Annotated in this window: 13 protein-coding genes; 7 read left to right on the top strand and 6 right to left on the bottom strand. The window is 64.5% G+C overall.

Annotation, left to right across the window (positions count from 1 at the left end; all coding sequences use genetic code 11):
* Positions 1–136: 136 nt before the first annotated feature.
* Positions 137–1,474: an MATE family efflux transporter gene (locus tag CAG00_RS23050; RefSeq protein WP_085665414.1), complete on the top strand. Its 1,338-nt coding sequence runs from the start codon at positions 137–139 to the stop codon at positions 1,472–1,474.
* 93 nt (positions 1,475–1,567) lie between these two features.
* On the opposite strand, the gene CAG00_RS23045 is transcribed toward CAG00_RS23050, so the two are convergent.
* From CAG00_RS23045 to CAG00_RS23025, 5 genes are all read right to left on the bottom strand, one after another.
* The gene (locus tag CAG00_RS23045; protein WP_085665413.1) at positions 1,568–2,023 is read right to left on the bottom strand and encodes a transposase; all 456 of its coding nucleotides are present in this window, start codon (positions 2,021–2,023) and stop codon (positions 1,568–1,570) included.
* A gap of 150 nt (positions 2,024–2,173) precedes the next feature.
* Positions 2,174–4,087, bottom strand: a complete 1,914-nt coding sequence (gene speA, locus CAG00_RS23040) for an arginine decarboxylase (protein ID WP_025337567.1) — start codon at positions 4,085–4,087, stop codon at positions 2,174–2,176.
* Positions 4,088–4,239: 152 nt separating this feature from the next.
* Positions 4,240–4,611, bottom strand: a complete 372-nt coding sequence (locus CAG00_RS23035) for a translation initiation factor Sui1 (RefSeq protein WP_003257057.1) — start codon at positions 4,609–4,611, stop codon at positions 4,240–4,242.
* A 298-nt stretch (positions 4,612–4,909) separates the two neighbouring features.
* Positions 4,910–5,446: an NUDIX hydrolase gene (locus tag CAG00_RS23030; protein ID WP_085665412.1), complete on the bottom strand. Its 537-nt coding sequence runs from the start codon at positions 5,444–5,446 to the stop codon at positions 4,910–4,912.
* Positions 5,447–5,448: 2 nt separating this feature from the next.
* On the bottom strand, positions 5,449–6,516 hold the full coding sequence (locus tag CAG00_RS23025) for a DUF2333 family protein (RefSeq protein ID WP_013970713.1): 1,068 nt from the start codon (positions 6,514–6,516) through the stop codon (positions 5,449–5,451).
* A 248-nt stretch (positions 6,517–6,764) separates the two neighbouring features.
* Between CAG00_RS23025 and CAG00_RS23020 the strand changes: the two genes are divergently transcribed.
* From CAG00_RS23020 to accC, 6 genes are all read left to right on the top strand, one after another.
* Positions 6,765–8,123 carry a diguanylate cyclase gene (locus CAG00_RS23020; RefSeq protein ID WP_075044488.1) on the top strand — a complete coding sequence of 453 codons (1,359 nt, stop codon included), beginning with the start codon at positions 6,765–6,767 and terminating at the stop codon, positions 8,121–8,123.
* Positions 8,124–8,365: 242 nt separating this feature from the next.
* Complete coding sequence (locus CAG00_RS23015) at positions 8,366–10,327, top strand: methyl-accepting chemotaxis protein (RefSeq protein ID WP_085665411.1); 1,962 nt, start codon at positions 8,366–8,368, stop codon at positions 10,325–10,327.
* Positions 10,328–10,546: 219 nt separating this feature from the next.
* Positions 10,547–12,319, top strand: a complete 1,773-nt coding sequence (locus CAG00_RS23010; RefSeq protein WP_085665424.1) for a protein-disulfide reductase DsbD — start codon at positions 10,547–10,549, stop codon at positions 12,317–12,319.
* A 179-nt stretch (positions 12,320–12,498) separates the two neighbouring features.
* Positions 12,499–12,954, top strand: a complete 456-nt coding sequence (gene aroQ, locus CAG00_RS23005; protein ID WP_003255330.1) for a type II 3-dehydroquinate dehydratase — start codon at positions 12,499–12,501, stop codon at positions 12,952–12,954.
* Between the two features lie 99 nt (positions 12,955–13,053).
* Complete coding sequence (gene accB / locus CAG00_RS23000) at positions 13,054–13,515, top strand: acetyl-CoA carboxylase biotin carboxyl carrier protein (RefSeq protein ID WP_085665410.1); 462 nt, start codon at positions 13,054–13,056, stop codon at positions 13,513–13,515.
* 17 nt (positions 13,516–13,532) lie between these two features.
* Positions 13,533–14,888: an acetyl-CoA carboxylase biotin carboxylase subunit gene (gene accC / locus CAG00_RS22995; RefSeq protein ID WP_003257054.1), complete on the top strand. Its 1,356-nt coding sequence runs from the start codon at positions 13,533–13,535 to the stop codon at positions 14,886–14,888.
* Between the two features lie 192 nt (positions 14,889–15,080).
* Here accC and CAG00_RS22990 read toward each other — a convergent pair whose 3' ends face one another.
* Positions 15,081–16,934, bottom strand: a complete 1,854-nt coding sequence (locus CAG00_RS22990) for a sigma-54-dependent Fis family transcriptional regulator (protein ID WP_085665409.1) — start codon at positions 16,932–16,934, stop codon at positions 15,081–15,083.
* Positions 16,935–17,059 lie beyond the last annotated feature (125 nt).

Genomic DNA, 17,059 nt, shown 5'->3' with positions numbered 1-17,059 from the left:
GCTTTGCGCCCCTTTCGCGACACAAGGCCGCTCCTACAGAGACCGCGGCAACCTGGAAGGCCTTGCAGTTCCTGTAGGAGCGGCCTTGTGTCGCGAAAGGGCTGCGCAGCAGCCCCAGGATTCCCCAGGACACCCGATGACCTCACTGACCACCGACTGGCAGCACCGCCCCACCCACCACAAGGTCTGGGCCCTGGCCGCGCCGATGATCCTGTCCAACATCTCCGTGCCGCTGGTAGCCCTGGTCGACAGCACGGTCATCGGCCACCTCCCCCACGCCCACCAGTTGGGTGCCGTAGCCGTGGGCGCCACGCTGTTCACCTTCATGGTCGGCCTGATGGGCTTCCTGCGCATGGGCTCCACCGGCTTCACCGCCCAGGCCGCCGGCCGTGGCGACGGTGCAGCGTTGCGCCAGGTGCTGGTACAAGGGCTGCTGCTGGCGGTCGGCTTCGCCCTGCTGATCGGCCTGCTGGCCCTGCCCTTCAGCCAGCTGGCGCTGCAGGCGATGCAACCTAGCGCGGCCCTGCAGCAAGCCACCGAAGACTTCTTCCATACCCGCCTGCTCGGCCTGCCCGCGGCACTGGCCAGCTACGCCCTGGTCGGCTGGTTCCTCGGCACCCAGCACGCGCGGGCGCCGCTGGCCATCCTGCTGACCACCAACCTGCTGAACATCGCCTTGAACCTGTGGTTCGTGCTTGGCCTGAATTGGGGCGTGCTGGGCTCGGCGCGGGCGTCGGTGATTGCCGAGTGGAGCGCCGCCCTGCTCGGCCTGGCCCTGACCCGCCCGGCCCTGCGCGCCTACCCGGGGCAGATCGTGTGGGCGGCGCTCAAGCGCTGGCAGGCCTGGCGGCCGCTGCTGGCGGTGAACCGCGACATCTTCCTGCGCAGCCTGGCGCTGCAACTGGTGTTCCTGCTGATAACCGTACAGGGCGCTCGCCTGGGCGAAGCCACCGTGGCGGCCAATGCCCTGCTGCTCAACGGCCTGCTGCTGACTGCCTATGCGCTCGACGGGTTGGCGCATGCGGTGGAGGCCCTGTGCGGCCATGCCATTGGCGCCCGCGACCGCGACACATTGCGCCGCTCGCTGGTGGTGGCCTGTGGCTGGTCGCTGATCACCAGCCTGGGGTTTGCCGGGTTGTTCCTGCTGGGCGGGCACCTGTTCATCGATTTGCAGACCGACATCGAGAGTGTGCGGGCAGCGGCCTATCCGTACCTGCCGTACCTGGCATTGCTGCCGTTGATTGCGGTGTGGAGTTACTTGCTGGATGGCTTGTTCATCGGCGCGACACGGGCGCGGGAGATGCGTAATGCGATGTTGCTGTCGGTGGTGATTGCGCTGCCTTTGGGAGTGCTCATGGGTGGGTTTGGCAACCATGGGTTGTGGTTGGCGTTTCTCGGGTTCATGGCGTTGCGGGCGGTGACGTTGGGGTGGGTGGGGTGGCGGTTGCAGGAAAAAGGGCTTTGGGTTCAGTAATGCCGGGGCCGCTCCCACATTGATCGGCGTACTCAGGACTTTGTGGGAGCGGCCTTGTGTCGCGAAATGAGGGCGAAGCCCTCACCTGCGGATTCACAGCCACACACAATCCCAATGTGGATAATCACCAGCCCGCCGCACCAGGCCAGCCCGAATGGGATTGGCTATGATGTAGCGCGCCACTGCCTTCACATCCTCCTCGCGGCGCAAAGCCCGGTCATGAAAGCTGGTCTGCCAGATATGCCGCCTTTCAGCCCCCACCTTGTACAGCGCACAACTGCTTCTGGACTTGAACTCGCACATCAGCCTACCCAGGGTCGACGGCCCAAGCTCGACAAGCCAGTGAAGATGATCCGGCATCAAGACCCACGCCAGAGACCGACACGCCTTGCGCTCTTCGCTGAGCCGCAATTGCTGGATAACTGTTCTGGCGAACAAGAAGTCTTTGAACAACGGTGTTCGGTTGCGGGTGGTCGTGGTGAGCAGGTAGAGACGCCCTGGATCGGACACTCGGCCACTACGTAAACGATGGGAGCCGGGACTTTCCATGTCATCCTCCTTTGAACATTGCATTCAAAGGTAGCGGCGCTGATGCGATAGGCGAGGACTGGACCATTACCAGGTATGACGCGGTGAGGGCTTCGCCCTCATATCGCGACGCAAGGCCGCTCCCACAAAAAAGCGGGAGCGGCCTGGCAATTATGACGACAGGTACGAAGACCGGGTCAGACCAAGGCGCAGGGCATCCAGGAACTGGGTCCGCTCCCGCGCAGTGATCTTGGCGCTGGCCACCTTGTCACGGTAGTGCGTCATCAACTCCTCCGGCGACAGGTGCACATAGCGCAGCATGTCTTCGATGGTGTCGTGGGTCTCGATACCAGCGTGGTACACGCTACCGTCGGCGTTCTGGTAGATGTTCACCGAGTCGGTGTCACCGAACAGGTTGTGCATGTCACCGAGGATTTCCTGGTAGGCACCGACCAGGAACACACCCAGCAGGTAGTCCTCGCCCTCCTTCACCGCATGCACCGGCATGCTGGTCTCGATGCTCTGCTCGTCGACGTACTGGTTGATCTTGCCGTCGGAGTCGCAGGTCAGGTCCTGCAGCACGGCACGACGCATCGGCTCTTCGTCCAGGCGGTGCAGCGGGATGATCGGCAGTACCTGGCCGATGGCCCAGGTGTCCGGCAGGCTCTGGAACACCGAGAAGTTGCAGATGTACTTGTCGGCCAGCTTGTCGTTGAGCTCGTCCAGCACCTGGCGGTGCGAGCGCTGGCGGGCTTTCAGCGAGTTGTGCAGGCGGCGGCACACGGCAAAGTAGCACTGCTCGGCCAGGGCCTTCTCGGCCAGGCTGATCTTGCCATCGGCATACTGCGCAGCCACGTCACCCATGTAGTGGGTGGCGCGCCAGTAGGTCTCGGTCACCATCTCGATGTCGGTCGGGCCGAGCAGGTCGACCAGCCACTGCACGGTCTCGGGCAGGGCTTCCTTGTTCTCGATGGTCGGCACATCGTCGTTGTGCTTCTCGACGTCGGTCACCTGAATCACCAGCATAGCGTGGTGCGCGGTCAGCGAACGGCCGCTCTCGGAGAAGATGTGCGGGTGCGGCAAGCCCTGCGCGTCGCAGAACTCCTTGAGCATGCCCACCACCACGCCGGCGTAGTCGTCCATGTCGTAGTTGATCGAGCTGGCATTGCGCGAGTGGGTACCGTCGTAGTCCACGCCCAAACCACCGCCAACGTCGATATGGTCGACCGGCAGGCCCAGCGCACGCAGCTCACCGTAGTAACGGATGGCTTCCTTGAAGCCGTGCTGGTAGTCGGCCAGATTGGCGATCTGCGAACCCATGTGGAAGTGCAGCAGGCGGATACCCTGGTCCAGGCCGGCATCGCGGAAGCGCTGCACCACCGAGATCAGCTGGGCGGCGGACAAGCCGAACTTGGACTTCTCGCCACCGGTGTCGGCCCACTTGCTCGAGGCCAGCGACGACAGGCGCACGCGCAGGCCGACCTGCGGCTTGACCTTGAGTTCGGCAGCCTCATCGATCACCAGGGCCACTTCCGACTCTTTCTCGATGACGATGAACACGTTGTGGCCGAGCTTCTGGCCCATCAGCGCCAGGCGGATGAACTCGCGGTCCTTGTAGCCGTTGCAGACGATGGTGCCGCCCTTCGGCGCCAACGCCAGCACTGCCAGCAGCTCGGGCTTGGAGCCGGCTTCCAGGCCAATGGAGACGTTCTGCGTGGCGATGATGTTTTCCACCACCGCTTCCTGCTGGTTGACCTTGATCGGGTACAGCGCGGTGTACTTGCTCTGGTATTCCAGGCGCGCGATGTTGGCATCGAAGGCGCCGGTCAGCTGGCGCACGCGGTCTTGCAGAATGTCGGGGAAGCGCACCAGCAATGGCAGCGACAGGCCGCTCTGGCGCAATTCGTCGACCTGTTCGAACAGGTCGATCGGTGCGCTTTTGGGGCCGTTGGGGCGTACTTCGACGCGCCCGGCTTCATTGATGGCGAAATAACCAGCGCCCCAATGGCGGATACCATAAACACTGCGGCTGTCGGCCACGGTCCATTGGCTACCATCGTCTTTGCGTGTGCGTCGTACGGACATTCAAGTCCCCTATAGATAAGTCGAAGACACTGCCCCGCAAGGAGGCGGGCGCAGTGTAAAAGCCAAAAATGACGATTCGTCCGTGCCCTCGGGTAGACCCTGGTCACGGCAACGAGTTTAGAAAGCACTGGGCAAAAAATCGCGTGGCCGCATCAGCCGCCGGATTTTTTCGCCTTGAAGCCCTGCTTGGTCAGCTCACCGATCAGCAGTTCGACATGGTCGCCCTGAATTTCGATGACCCCATCCTTCAGGGCGCCACCGGTACCGCAGCGGCGCTTGAGGGTAGAGGCCAGCTCCTTGAGCTGATCGAGCGGCAGCGGCACGCCGGTGACGGTGGTCACGGTCTTGCCGCCGCGGCCCTTGCTTTCGCGGCGCACACGGGCAATGCCATCGCCCTCGGGGATGACCTGCTGCTTGCAGGTACAGGCATCCACCGGCTGGCTACAGTCGGGGCAGTGCCGACCGGTGTCGGTGGAGTAAACGAGACCGCCAAGGGCGGCGAAGGAAGAAGCTTTCTTGGCCACTTTTGTTCCTCTGTGCTGAGGACAAAAACTGGTCGGCCCCAGGGGGTTGAGCCCGACCGCGAAGCCCCACTCTGGCAGGGGCGGCGCTACCACCGCAAGACCTGCGGCAGCCCGAAAAGGGCGCGCAGTGTAACGATAAATCCGGCCGTTGCTAAGTACTGGAATGCGGCATTTTGCGAATGTTTTGCGACCCCTTCGCGGGTAAACCCGCTCCCACAGGTACTGCGCAGGTTTCACGACCTGTGAAATCCCTGTGGGAGCGGGTTTACCCGCGAAGGGGCCGGCATGGGCCACGCATCTATTTGAGGCTGGCTTTATAGCGCTGCAACGCCGCCAACGAGTCCGGGCAATACGGCTTGGTCAGGCTTTCTTGCTCAGCCTGCTCCAGGCCAATGAAGCGTGCCTCGATCACCTCTTCCGGCTGTAACCGCAACGGCGCATCCGACACCGCCGAATACACCGCACACCACAAGTGGCTATCCGGCTGGTCAAAGTAGAACCGCTCATGAAAACGCAGCTCCACACCGTCGATCCCCAGCTCCTCGGCCAGCTCCCGCGCCGCCGAATCGGCATACGCCTCCCCGGCCGTCACCATGCCGCCTGCCGCCACATCCCAGTACCCCGGGTACAGCGCCTTGCTCAGGGTGCGCCGGTGCACGCACAGCTCACCGGCACTGTTGAACAGCAGAATGAACGTGCAACGCCCGATCAGGCCGCGCTCGCGCAGTTCGGCGCGGGGCAAGGCACCCAGCACCTGGTCGGCTTCGTCCACCCAGGTGACCAGTTCTCGGTCGGAAGCCGCCCGGTGGGCGGCCTCGTTCGGGCTGATCGCCATCATCAACCCTGCGACAGCAGCTGACGCAGGTCGATGACCGCCGCGTTGGCCCGGGAAATGTAGTTGGCCATGACCAGCGAGTGGTTGGCCCACATGCCGAAGCCGCTGCCGTTGAGTACCATCGGGCTCCACAGGGCTTCCTGCGAGGCTTCCAGCTCACGGATGATCTGGCGCACACTGACCGTGGCGTTCTTCTTCGCCAGCACGTCGGCAAAGTCCACCTCGATGGCGCGCAGCAGGTGCGACAGCGCCCAGGCCTGGCCTCGGGCTTCGTAGAACACGTTGTCGATCTGCAGCCATGGGGTTTCCACCAGCTCCTCGTCCACCTGCGGTGCCTGGCCGGCGACCAGCGACTCGGTCTTCAGCGTGGTGTTGAGCTTGACCCGGCCAACGCTGGCCGACAGGCGCTGCGACAGCGAGCCCAGGCGGGTGGCCACGTCACCCAGCCAGTTGTTCAGGTTGTCGGCACGGGTGTAGAAGATTGCGCCCTTGTCGCCGGCAGCCAGACGGGTCTGGTAGCGGGTCAGCGACTTGATGCCCTCTTCGAACTCCGACTCGCTCGATGGCAGGATCCAGCTCTTGTTGTCGAAGTTGAAACGCGGCTCGGCCTTGGCCAGGTCGGCGTCTTCGGTCGACTGCGACTGCGAACGGGCGAAGTCCTTGCGCAGGGCACGGGACAGGTCGCGCACCTGGACCAGCACGCCATATTCCCAGCTCGGCATGTTGTCCATCCACAGCCCTGGCGGGAAGCGGTCGTTGGAAATGTAGCCACCGGGCTTGTTCAGCAAGGTGCCGGCCACGGTCTTGAGGGTTTCGATAGTGGTGTAGCCCACCACCATCTGCTGGCCGGTACGCTCGGCTGCGGCCTGGGCGTTCTGCTGCACCGGGAACAGCTCCGGCTCCTGGCTCCAGTACCAGCCCAGGCCGATACACACCAGCAGGTACAACCCGATCAGGGTCCCCAGGGCACGGCTCCAGAGGCCGCCAAGGTAGCTACGGGCGGCGGCGCCACGGCCGTCGACACGCTCGCGGGGCTCGGCTTTGGCCTCGCGGTTTTTCCAGTCCAGCATGGCTTTGTCCTTAATCAGTCACGACGGTTCAGGGGCTTGGACCACAGGCCTGCGCCAGGGTGCCACGGCAAGCCCGCGTGGCAGCACTATAAAGCAGACACCGCCTTACGCATAAGCGACCAATCGGTCAGCAACTGAATATTCGTTCTGGCCGCTTTGTTGAGGCAGCGCACTCACGCGCCTGAAAAGAACTGCTAGCATAGAGCCATCATCGCCCCTGCACACCCCAACCTACAAGTAGCCAGGACATGAGCCAAGCAGCCGAGCCGAGCCCGTTGTGCCCCGCCCAACAGCTGACGCGTAGCGGCCTGCGCAAGGACGACCCGCTCGACCAGGTGCTGCTGCCGCCCCTGCGCAAGCCGGTGTATATCCTGCTGCAGGACCACGAACGTGCCCAGCGCCTGGCCCAGCAACTGGAATTCTTTGGCCTGGTGGTGCAGGCGCTGGCCAGCGCCGCGGCGTTTCAGGCCTCGATCGGCGAATACCCGCCCTCGGCCATCATCATGGATGTCGACTTCAACGGTGCCGGCCAAGGCTTGCTGCTGGCTGCCCAGGTGCAGCAGGGGTTGGCCCGGCATATACCGCTGCTGTTCTTCAGCCACCACGAAACCGACACCCCGACCCGCCTGGCCGCCGTGCGCGCCGGTGGCCAGGACTTCCTCACCGGCACCCTGGAAGCCTCCAGCCTGCTGGAAAAGGTCGAACTGCTGACCAATGCCACCCAGCATGACCCGTTGCGCGTGCTGATCATCGACGACTCACGCACCCAGGCGCTGTACACCGAGCGCGTGCTGGCCAGTGCCGGCATGATCACCCGCAGCCTGACCGACCCGATCCGCACCATGGCCGAGCTGGCCGACTTCCAGCCCGACCTGATCATCCTCGACCTGTACATGCCGGCCTGCACCGGCCCTGAGCTGGCCAAGGTGATCCGCCACAGCGACCGTTATGTGAGCGTGCCGATCATCTACCTGTCTGCCGAGGACGACCTGGACAAGCAGTTGGATGCCATGAGCGAAGGCGGTGATGACTTCCTGACCAAACCATTTCGCTCACGCCACCTGATCACCACCGTGCGCAACCGCGCCGCCCGCGCCCGGCACCTGAAGGCGCGCATGGTGCGCGACAGCCTGACCGGGTTGTACAACCACACCCACATCCTGCAACTGCTGGAAGACTGCAGCTTCCGCGCCCGTCGCGAGCAGCAGCCGTTGAGCTTTGCCATGCTCGACATCGACCACTTCAAGAAGATCAACGACCGCCACGGCCACCCCATGGGCGACCGGGTGATCAAGAGCCTGGCGCTGTTTCTCAAGCAACGCTTGCGCAAGACCGATTTCATTGGCCGTTACGGTGGTGAAGAGTTCGCCATTGTCATGCCCAATACCGCGCTGGACGCGGCGCACAAGGTGCTGGACGAAATCCGCCGGCGCTTTGCCGAGATTCTCTACCCGGCGCAGCCACGGGACTTGCAGTGCACCTTCAGTGCCGGGGTGGTGCAAATGGATGAAGGGCTGGATGCGCTGACCATGGCCAGTGCGGCGGACGAGGCGCTGTATCGGGCCAAGCATGCCGGGCGTAATTGCGTGGTGCGTGTAGAGCCCTGAATCAGGCTTTGCCTGTGCCGGCCTCTTCGCGGCTAAAGCCGCTCCCACAGGTAATCCACCGGACTGAGGGATTGCGCAGTCCCTGTGGGAGCGGCTTTAGCCGCGAAGAGGCCGGCACAGATTGATATGGAGGCACTGTGCCACTTTTTTATGGCGCCAACCCCCTGTCGTCATCACCCCGTCACAAAATCGCAATAACTTCAGCCACCGACCTCCCCCTCCCCCGCAGGAAGCTCGCGGCTATGCGCCTGAAGTGGCTGACCAATTTCAACACCCTGTTGCTGGTAACCGTGTGTATCGCCCTGGGCACCACCCTTTGGTGGTCGCAGCGGGCCCTTGAGCGCCCCTACCAGTTGATGGAGCGCTACCTGGGCCTGTCCCAGCAGTTCCAGAACCAGGCGGCCCGCAACATCCAGGGGTACCTGGGCAGTGGCGATGCCCTGCGCCACGCCGCGGCGATGGAGGCCAACCAGCAACTGCAGGCCGCGCTGGCCGAATGGCCCAGCGAACTGGCCGACAAACTGCGCCCCAGCCTGGACAGCCTGCAGGCCTTTACCGCCGCGGAGCTGCTGGCCGCTGGCAAGCTGGCCGGCGACCCGCAAGCCCTGCTGCTGCAGGCCGAGCGGGAACTGGGTGCCAACTTCGAACAACTGGCCGGCTACGCCCGCGACAGCGGCAGCGCCGACGCCAACCGCTACCTGGTGCCACTGCTCGACGCCACCGTGCACCTCGGTCGCCTGTCGCTGGCCCGGGACAAGCTGGTCAGCAGCGGTCGCCCGGAGCTGGCCGACGAAGTGGAGCGCGAGCTGCAACTGATCCGTGCCCAGGCCCAGGCGATCGACGCCTTGCCCTTGCTGGGCGTAACCCGTAGCGCCGAATCCGGTGCCGACGACTTCGCCGCGATGATGGGCCTGGAAACCCAGGCCAGCGCCCAGCAGGAAGACATTGCCGTCGGCCTCAAGCGCGAACTGCAGAGCCTGCTCGGCCGCTACCCGGCCGAACTGCAGCGCACCCGCGAACAGATCGAGCGCCGCGTCGCCCTGGCGGCCAGCACCAGCCAACGCCTGGAGGCCGTGCAACAGGCCATTGCGGCGCTGGAGCCCGAGGTACGCGCCCAGCATGGGAAAATTGCCGGCGAAGTGCGCATCATCCAGGGCCTGATGATCGGCCTGATCCTGCTTATCGCCCTGCTGATCGACACCTTGCAACGCCGCCTGGCGCGCACCCTGACCGGCCTGGCCCCGGCCCTGTCGCGCTGGGCCGAGGGTGACTTCGCCGAGGCCATCGCCCTGGGCAGGACCAACCGCGAACTGCGCGACATCCAGGAATCGCTCAACCGCCTGCGCCAATACCTGGTGGAATTGGTCGGCACCATCCGCCACAACGCCGAGCAGGTGGCTGGCAGCAGCCACGCCCTGGCCGGCATGAGCGCCGCCCTGCATGACGGCGCCGAACGCCAGGCCGGCGACACCGGGCAGATCCGCGATGCCTTGGGTGAGCTGGAAGCGACCATCCAGCAAGTGGCCGGCGACGCCAGTGCCGCAGCCGACGCCAGCCGCGATGCCGGGCGTGCAGTGGAACAGGGCCAGGCGGTGATCGGCCAGAGCCTGTCGGGGTTGCGTGAGCTGGTCGACGAGGTGCAGGGCAACGCCCGCATGATCGAGCAACTGGCGGAGGAGTCGGCCACCATCGGTGGCGTGCTGACGGTGATCCGCTCGATTGCCGAGCAGACCAACCTGCTGGCGCTGAATGCCGCGATCGAAGCGGCCCGCGCCGGTGAGATGGGCCGTGGTTTCGCCGTGGTAGCCGATGAGGTGCGTTCGCTGGCACAGCGCACCACCGGTGCGACCGGCGAGATTCAGACACTGATCGACCGCTTGCAGCAGGCAGCCAGAAGTTCGGTGGCCGGGATGCGTGCGCAGCTTGAGCATGCCGAGGCCACGGCCAACCAGGCGCAGGCGGCGGATGGGGCGCTGGACGAGATTGTCTGTGCCATTCGCACCATTTCGGACACTGCGGTGCGGATTGCCGATGTCACGGCGCAGCAGAGTGGTGCCGTGAGCGAGATTCGCGACCACAGCGAGCGGATTCATGAGCTGGGTGAGGACAACCTGCAGCGCATTGGCGAGGGGCGCGAGCAAGGCGAGCAGTTGCTGAGCCTGGGCGGTGAGCTGAACCGGGCGGTGCGGGCCTTCAGGGTCTAGGTTGGCCTGTACCGGCCTCTTCGCGGGTAAACCCGCTCCCACAGGGATAGCGCATGGCTTGAGGTTTATGCGGTCGAGGTGGGAGCGGGTTTACCCGCGAAGAGGCAGGCACAGGCAGTACATGAGCCAGCGGCCATGTGTCGCCCCCGCCACCCGCATGGCCCCAACCTGCACCAACTCCGCTATCATGCCCAGCACGTTCCACCTCGCGAGTCCGCCATGCGCCGCCTGTTTTTCCTGCTGTTCCTGCTGCTGGCCAGCCCTGCCTTCGCCACGGGCCTGCTCGACAACCGCCCCAGCGCCACCCTCGGCGCAGCTTCGCTGGCCAACAACGCCGACTTCCTGCCGGTACACGAGGCCTTCAAGCTCAGCCTGGTCCAGGCCGATGCGCAAACCATCAAGCTGCGCTTCGTCGCTACCGACGGCTACTACCTCTATCGCCACCGTTTCCAGTTCCGCACCGAACCGGCCGACATTGCCCTGGGCACACCAAACATCCCCAAGGGCGAGGCCAAGCACGATGAGTTCTTCGGTGATGTCGAGGTATACCACGGCGTGCTCGATATCGAGCTGCCGCGCAACGACCCGCGTGCCTTCACCCTGCTGGTGGGCTACCAGGGCTGCGCCGACAAAGGCCTGTGCTACCCCCCGGAAACCGCACGCCTGAGCATTGATGGCGAAGGCGGCGCAAGCACCCCGGCCAGCGCTGAACACGCCTGGACCTGGAAGTCGCTGCTGCTGTTCTTCCTCGCCGGGGTGGGCCTGACGTTCACCCCCTGCGTGCTGCCGATGCTGCCGATCCTCTCCGGCGTGGTGCTGCGTGGCCAGGCCGGCGGCCTGCGCGGGCTGGCGCTGTCGCTGGCCTACGTGCTGCCGATGGCAGCCAGCTTCGCGGTACTCGGCGCCCTGATGGGGCTGTTCGGCGCCGGCCTGAACCTGCAGGCGCGCCTGCAGTCGGCCTGGGTGCTGGTGCCCTTCGCGCTGTTCTTCGTGGTGTTCGCCCTGGCCATGTTCGGCCTGTTCGAACTGAAACTGCCGCAAGCCCTGAGCAACCGCCTGAACAATGTCGCCAGCCACACCCGGGGCGGCTCGCTGCTGGGCGCGGCAATACTGGGCGTACTCTCCAGCCTGCTGGTTTCGCCCTGTGTGTCGGCGCCGCTGGCCGGTGCGTTGCTGTACATCAGCGCCAGCGGCGATGCCCTGGGCGGCGCACTCAAGCTGTTCGCCCTGGGCCTGGGCATGGGCGCACCATTGCTGCTTGTAGCTACCGGTGGCGCGGCCTGGCTGCCGAAAAGCGGCCCTTGGCTGAACACGGTGAAGAACGCCATCGGCGTCCTGCTGCTGGGCTTGGCCATCGGCTTGCTCAGCCGTGTGCTGCCAGGCCCGCTGACCTTGCTGCTGGTCGGTTTCCTCGCCGCTGGCGTGGCGCTGTTCCTCGGTGCCCTCGAATTTGTCGTCAAGACCGCGCGCCAGCGCCTGGCCCAATTGCTCGGCCTGGCCCTGCTGGTGTACGCCCTGGCCTGCTGGTACGGCGCCCTCAGCGGCCACGGCGACCCACTGCGCCCGCTGCCGCCGGCAACCCTTGTGGCCACCGGCAACGGGGCGGCGGTGCAGGCGGATAGCTGGCAGACCATCACTACCCCCGCCGCACTGGACGCCGCCCTGGCCCGGGCCAAGGCGGCCGGCCAGCCGGTACTGCTGGACTGGTACGCCGACTGGTGCATCAGCTGCAAGGTGATCGAGCGCGAGGTGCTCACCGCCCCGCAGGTGCAAGCGCAACTGGCTGGCTTCAAGTTGCTGCGTTTCGACATCACCGAAAGCAATGCCGAACAACGCAGCCTGCTCGACCGCTACCAGCTGTTCGGCCCTCCCGCCCTGTTGTTCTTTGCCGCGAACGGTAGCGAAATAACCGCTGATCGGGTCATTGGCGAGATAAATGCCGGTGAATTCGCGCAAATTCTGACACGCGTGCGCGGCAAAGTCGGTCTATAACTTCCCGCGAGCTGTGAAAAATCCTGAAATCAGTGACCAAATTTAATTATTTGGTCACATACTTCGCGCGAACCTCGGACATCGTGCTGGCTATTGCCGGGAACTGGACACTTGCCGTCGCTTTACGGCACACTCGCCGCGCTGTGTCGAATTGCCCTACAAATCCAAGGAATCCGCAGATGGCAACGCTACTGGTGCTCCACGGCCCCAACCTCAACCTGCTCGGTACCCGCGAGCCTGGCCACTACGGCGCCGTGACCCTGGCCCAGATCAACCAGGACCTGGAGCAACGTGCCCGCGCCGCAGGCCACCATCTGCAGTACCTGCAGAGCAACGCCGAATACGAACTGATCGACCGCATTCACGCCGCACGCAACGAGGGTGTGGACTTCATCCTGATCAATCCGGCTGCTTTCACCCACACAAGCGTCGCATTACGTGACGCATTGCTTGCGGTGAGCATCCCATTCATCGAAGTGCATTTGTCCAACGTGCACAAACGCGAACCGTTCCGCCACCACTCCTACTTTTCCGATGTTGCCGTAGGGGTGATCTGCGGCCTGGGCGCCAGCGGTTATCGCCTGGCCCTGGAGTCCGCGCTGGAACAACTGGCTGCCAACGCACAGCCCAAATGATGAAAACCCTGGCCTCAGTGGGCCAGGGTTCGAGAGAAACGTTTCAGATACGTTTTTTGTATTTCGCCCCCTGACCGAACCTTTGGGAGTTGATGATTAATGGATATCCGTAAAGTCAAGAAACTGATCGAGCTGCTGGAAGAGTCTGGCATCGACGAACTGGAGATCAAGGAAGGCGAAGAGTCGGTCCGTATCAGCCGTCACAGCAAGACCCCAGCTGCCCAGCAGTACTTCGCACCGGCTCCGGTAGCCGCTGCCCCTGTTGCTGCCCCGGTCGCCGCTGCCGCTCCGGCCGCTGAAGTCGCTGCCGCTGCCCCGGCCCTGAAAGGCACCGTGATCCGCTCGCCGATGGTAGGTACCTTCTACCGCAAGCCTTCGCCGACCTCGCCGAACTTCGCTGAAGTTGGCCAGAGCGTGAAGAAAGGCGACACCCTGTGCATCGTCGAAGCCATGAAGATGATGAACCACATCGAAGCCGATGTTGGCGGTGTCATCGACGCCATCCTGGTAGAAGACGGCCAGCCGGTTGAGTTCGACCAGCCGCTGTTCACCGTCGTTTGAATCGCGGAGAGCCAACGATGTCTGGGAAGCTCGAAAAAGTCCTGATCGCCAACCGCGGGGAAATTGCCCTGCGGATCCTGCGTGCCTGCAAAGAGCTGGGCATCAAGACCGTCGCCGTGCACTCCACTGCCGACCGTGAACTGATGCACCTGGGCCTGGCAGACGAGTCGGTCTGCATCGGCCCTGCATCGTCCAAGGATTCCTACCTGCATATCCCGGCGATCATCGCTGCCGCCGAAGTGACCGGCGCCACCGCGATCCACCCGGGCTACGGCTTCCTGGCGGAAAACGCCGACTTCGCCGAGCAGGTGGAAAAATCCGGTTTCGCCTTCATCGGCCCGAAAGCCGACACCATTCGCCTGATGGGCGACAAGGTTTCGGCCAAGGACGCGATGATCAAGTCGGGCGTACCGACTGTGCCGGGCTCCGATGGCCCGCTGCCGGAAGATGAAGAAGTCGCCCTGGCGATTGCTCGTGACGTCGGCTACCCGGTGATCATCAAGGCCGCCGGTGGCGGTGGTGGTCGCGGCATGCGCGTGGTGCACAAGGAAGAGGACCTGATTTCCTCGGCCAAGCTCACCCGTACCGAAGCCGGTGCAGCCTTCGGCAACCCGATGGTCTACCTGGAGAAGTTCCTGACCAACCCACGTCACGTGGAAGTACAGGTACTGTCCGACGGCCAGGGCAACGCCATCCACTTGGGCGACCGTGACTGCTCGCTGCAGCGCCGTCACCAGAAGGTACTGGAAGAAGCGCCAGCCCCGGGCATCGACGAGAAAGCCCGTCAGGAAGTGTTCAAGCGCTGCGTCGATGCGTGCATCGAGATCGGCTACCGTGGTGCGGGTACTTTCGAGTTCCTGTACGAGAACGGCCGCTTCTACTTCATCGAGATGAACACCCGCGTGCAGGTTGAGCACCCGGTGTCGGAGATGGTGACCGGTATCGACATCGTCAAGGAGATGCTGAGCATCGCCGCTGGCAACAAGCTGTCGTTCCGCCAGGAAGACGTGGTCATCCGTGGCCATGCGCTGGAATGCCGTATCAACGCCGAAGACCCGAAGAAGTTCATCCCGAGCCCAGGCAAGGTGAAGCACTTCCACGCCCCGGGCGGCAACGGCGTGCGTGTGGATTCGCACCTGTACAGCGGTTACTCGGTTCCGCCGAACTACGACTCGCTGATCGGCAAGCTGATCACCTACGGCAAGGACCGCGACGAAGCCATGGCGCGCATGCGCAATGCCCTGGACGAGATCGTCGTCGACGGCATCAAGACCAACATCCCGCTGCACCGCGACCTGGTGCGTGATGAAGGTTTCTGCAAAGGCGGCGTCAACATTCACTACCTCGAGCACAAACTGGCTAGCCAGGAGTGATCGCGTAGTGTGATGTACCGAAACCCCGGACTTGTGCCGGGGTTTTTTATTGCCTGGGGGATCCTGGGGCCGCTTTGCGGCCCATCGCGACACAAGGCCGCTCCCACAGGGTTTCGCAAGGTCTCAAGGTTGACGCTGTACCTGTGGGAGCGGCCTTGTGTCGCGAAAGGGGCGCAACGCGCCCCCAGGGCCCTACCCCTTCATCCGCGGCATCTCGATGTGGTGCTCATGCACCCGCCGGTACAAGGTCGCCCGCGATATTCCCAAAGCCCGCGCCGCATCGGCCGGCTTCCAGCGATGGCGGATCAGCGCATCCAGCAGCAACTGCCGGGCCGGACAAGACATGCTGCTTTCCGCCGAAGCGAGCACCTCGCCGCGTACTTCCTGCGGCAGGTCCTGCACCTGCACCCGCCCGCCCTCGCTCACCGCACAGGCATAGCGCAACACCTGCCGCAGCTGGCGCAGGTTCCCCGGCCAGCGGTAAACCAGCAGCGCCTGCAGCGCATCATCCGCCAACACCACCTCGACCCCGCAGGCCTCGGCCTCCTCGGCCAGCAACTGGTGAATCAACCCCAAGCGGTCCTCACGCTCGCGCAGCGGCGGCAACGCGAAGCGGGCATTGGCCAGGCGGAAGTACAGGTCCTCACGAAAACGCCCATCCTCCACCATCGCCGCCAAATCGCGGTGGGTCGCGCAAATCACCTGGATATCCACCCGCTCCCGCCGCGCTGCGCCCAGCGGCGCCACTTCACCCTCGGCCAGCACGCGCAGCAACCGGGTTTGCAGGTTCAGCGGCATGTCGCCTATTTCGTCGAGGAACAGCGTGCCGCCATCGGCCTGCTGCAACAGCCCCTGCATGCCTTTGCTGGAAGCCCCGGTGAAGGCCCCGGCCACATAGCCGAACAGCTCGCTCTCGATCAGGCTTTCCGGAATGGCCGCGCAGTTCAGGGTGACGAACGGGCCATCGCGACGCAGGCTTTGCTGATGCAGCTGGCGGGCGAATACCTCTTTGCCGGCCCCCGTCTCGCCTTGCACAAGCACCGCCAGGTTGCAGTCCTTGACCCGCGTGGCCAGGCGCAAATGCTGCTCGATGCGGGCGTCCTGGGCCTGGCGCAACGGCTGCGCACGCTGGCGCTGGCGGGGTGCGCTGACCCGGCCGTACAGCCCACCCAGGCCCGGCAGGCGTTGAGCGGACGATGCGTTCACGCGGCGCAGCTGGTCCATGTCGAACAGCTCGCCAATGTGCTCGGGCAAACGCCCCAGGTGCTCCACCAGCCGCTGGCGCGCCAGGCTGTTGATCGCCTGCAGGCGGCCATCGCCATCCCAGGCCAGCAGGTAGTCGGGCTGGCTTTCCACATAACCCGGCGTGCCATGGGCACGCATCACCCAATGGCCCTGGGCACTGTGCATGAAAAAGGCATTTTCGATCTCGCGGGCAGTCTGCTCGACCAGTTGGCGGATCAGGTGCTGGCTGCGGCGGTCGTCCGGCGACTGCAAGGCTGAGACATCCACCACGCCCAGCAACTCGCCCAATGGGTCGAACACCGGTGCCGCCGTACAGGTCAGGCCAATGAACGCAGCGCGGAAGTGGTCGCGCTTGTGCACCGTGACCGGCGCCTTGCTGGTCAACACCGCCGCCACGCCGCAGGTGCCCTCCTCGCCCTCCGACCAGCAGGTGCCCAGGTACAGCCCGGCCTTGCGGCAGTCGTTGCGGATGGCCGACTCGACCCGGTAATCGATGGTGCGCCCCAAGGCATCGGTGAGCAGCACGCAGTAGTCGGCACCGCGCACCCGTTCATGCAGGCGGGCCACGGCATCGCTGGCGATACGCAGGAACAGTTCGGCGCGCTCACGGCATTCGTTGAGCAGGCTTTGGGACAGGATGCGCGGCCCCTGCTGGGACCCGGGGTCGAGGCGGTACAGCTCCATGGAACGGCGCCATGAATCGAGGATCAGCGGTGGCACCGGCGCCTGCGGCAGGCGGTCGGCATTCTTCAGCACCCTGCTGACGCAGTCGACATGGGCTCGGGAGTTCGCGGCAAGCATTCAGGCCCTCCGGTTCTCGTTGCTGTTTTTATCGTTGTCCGGCCATTAAGCGCTTCCGGGCATGCCCCGACAAGCACTGCGTGATTACCGGCCCGCTTGAGACGCAGCGTCTCAGCGTCTCGGCA

Origin of the sequence: Pseudomonas sp. B5(2017) (assembly GCF_002112825.1) — a bacterium.
Taxonomy (GTDB): Bacteria; Pseudomonadota; Gammaproteobacteria; order Pseudomonadales; family Pseudomonadaceae; genus Aquipseudomonas; species Aquipseudomonas putida_Z.
This window is presented reverse-complemented; position numbering and strand designations above follow the sequence as displayed.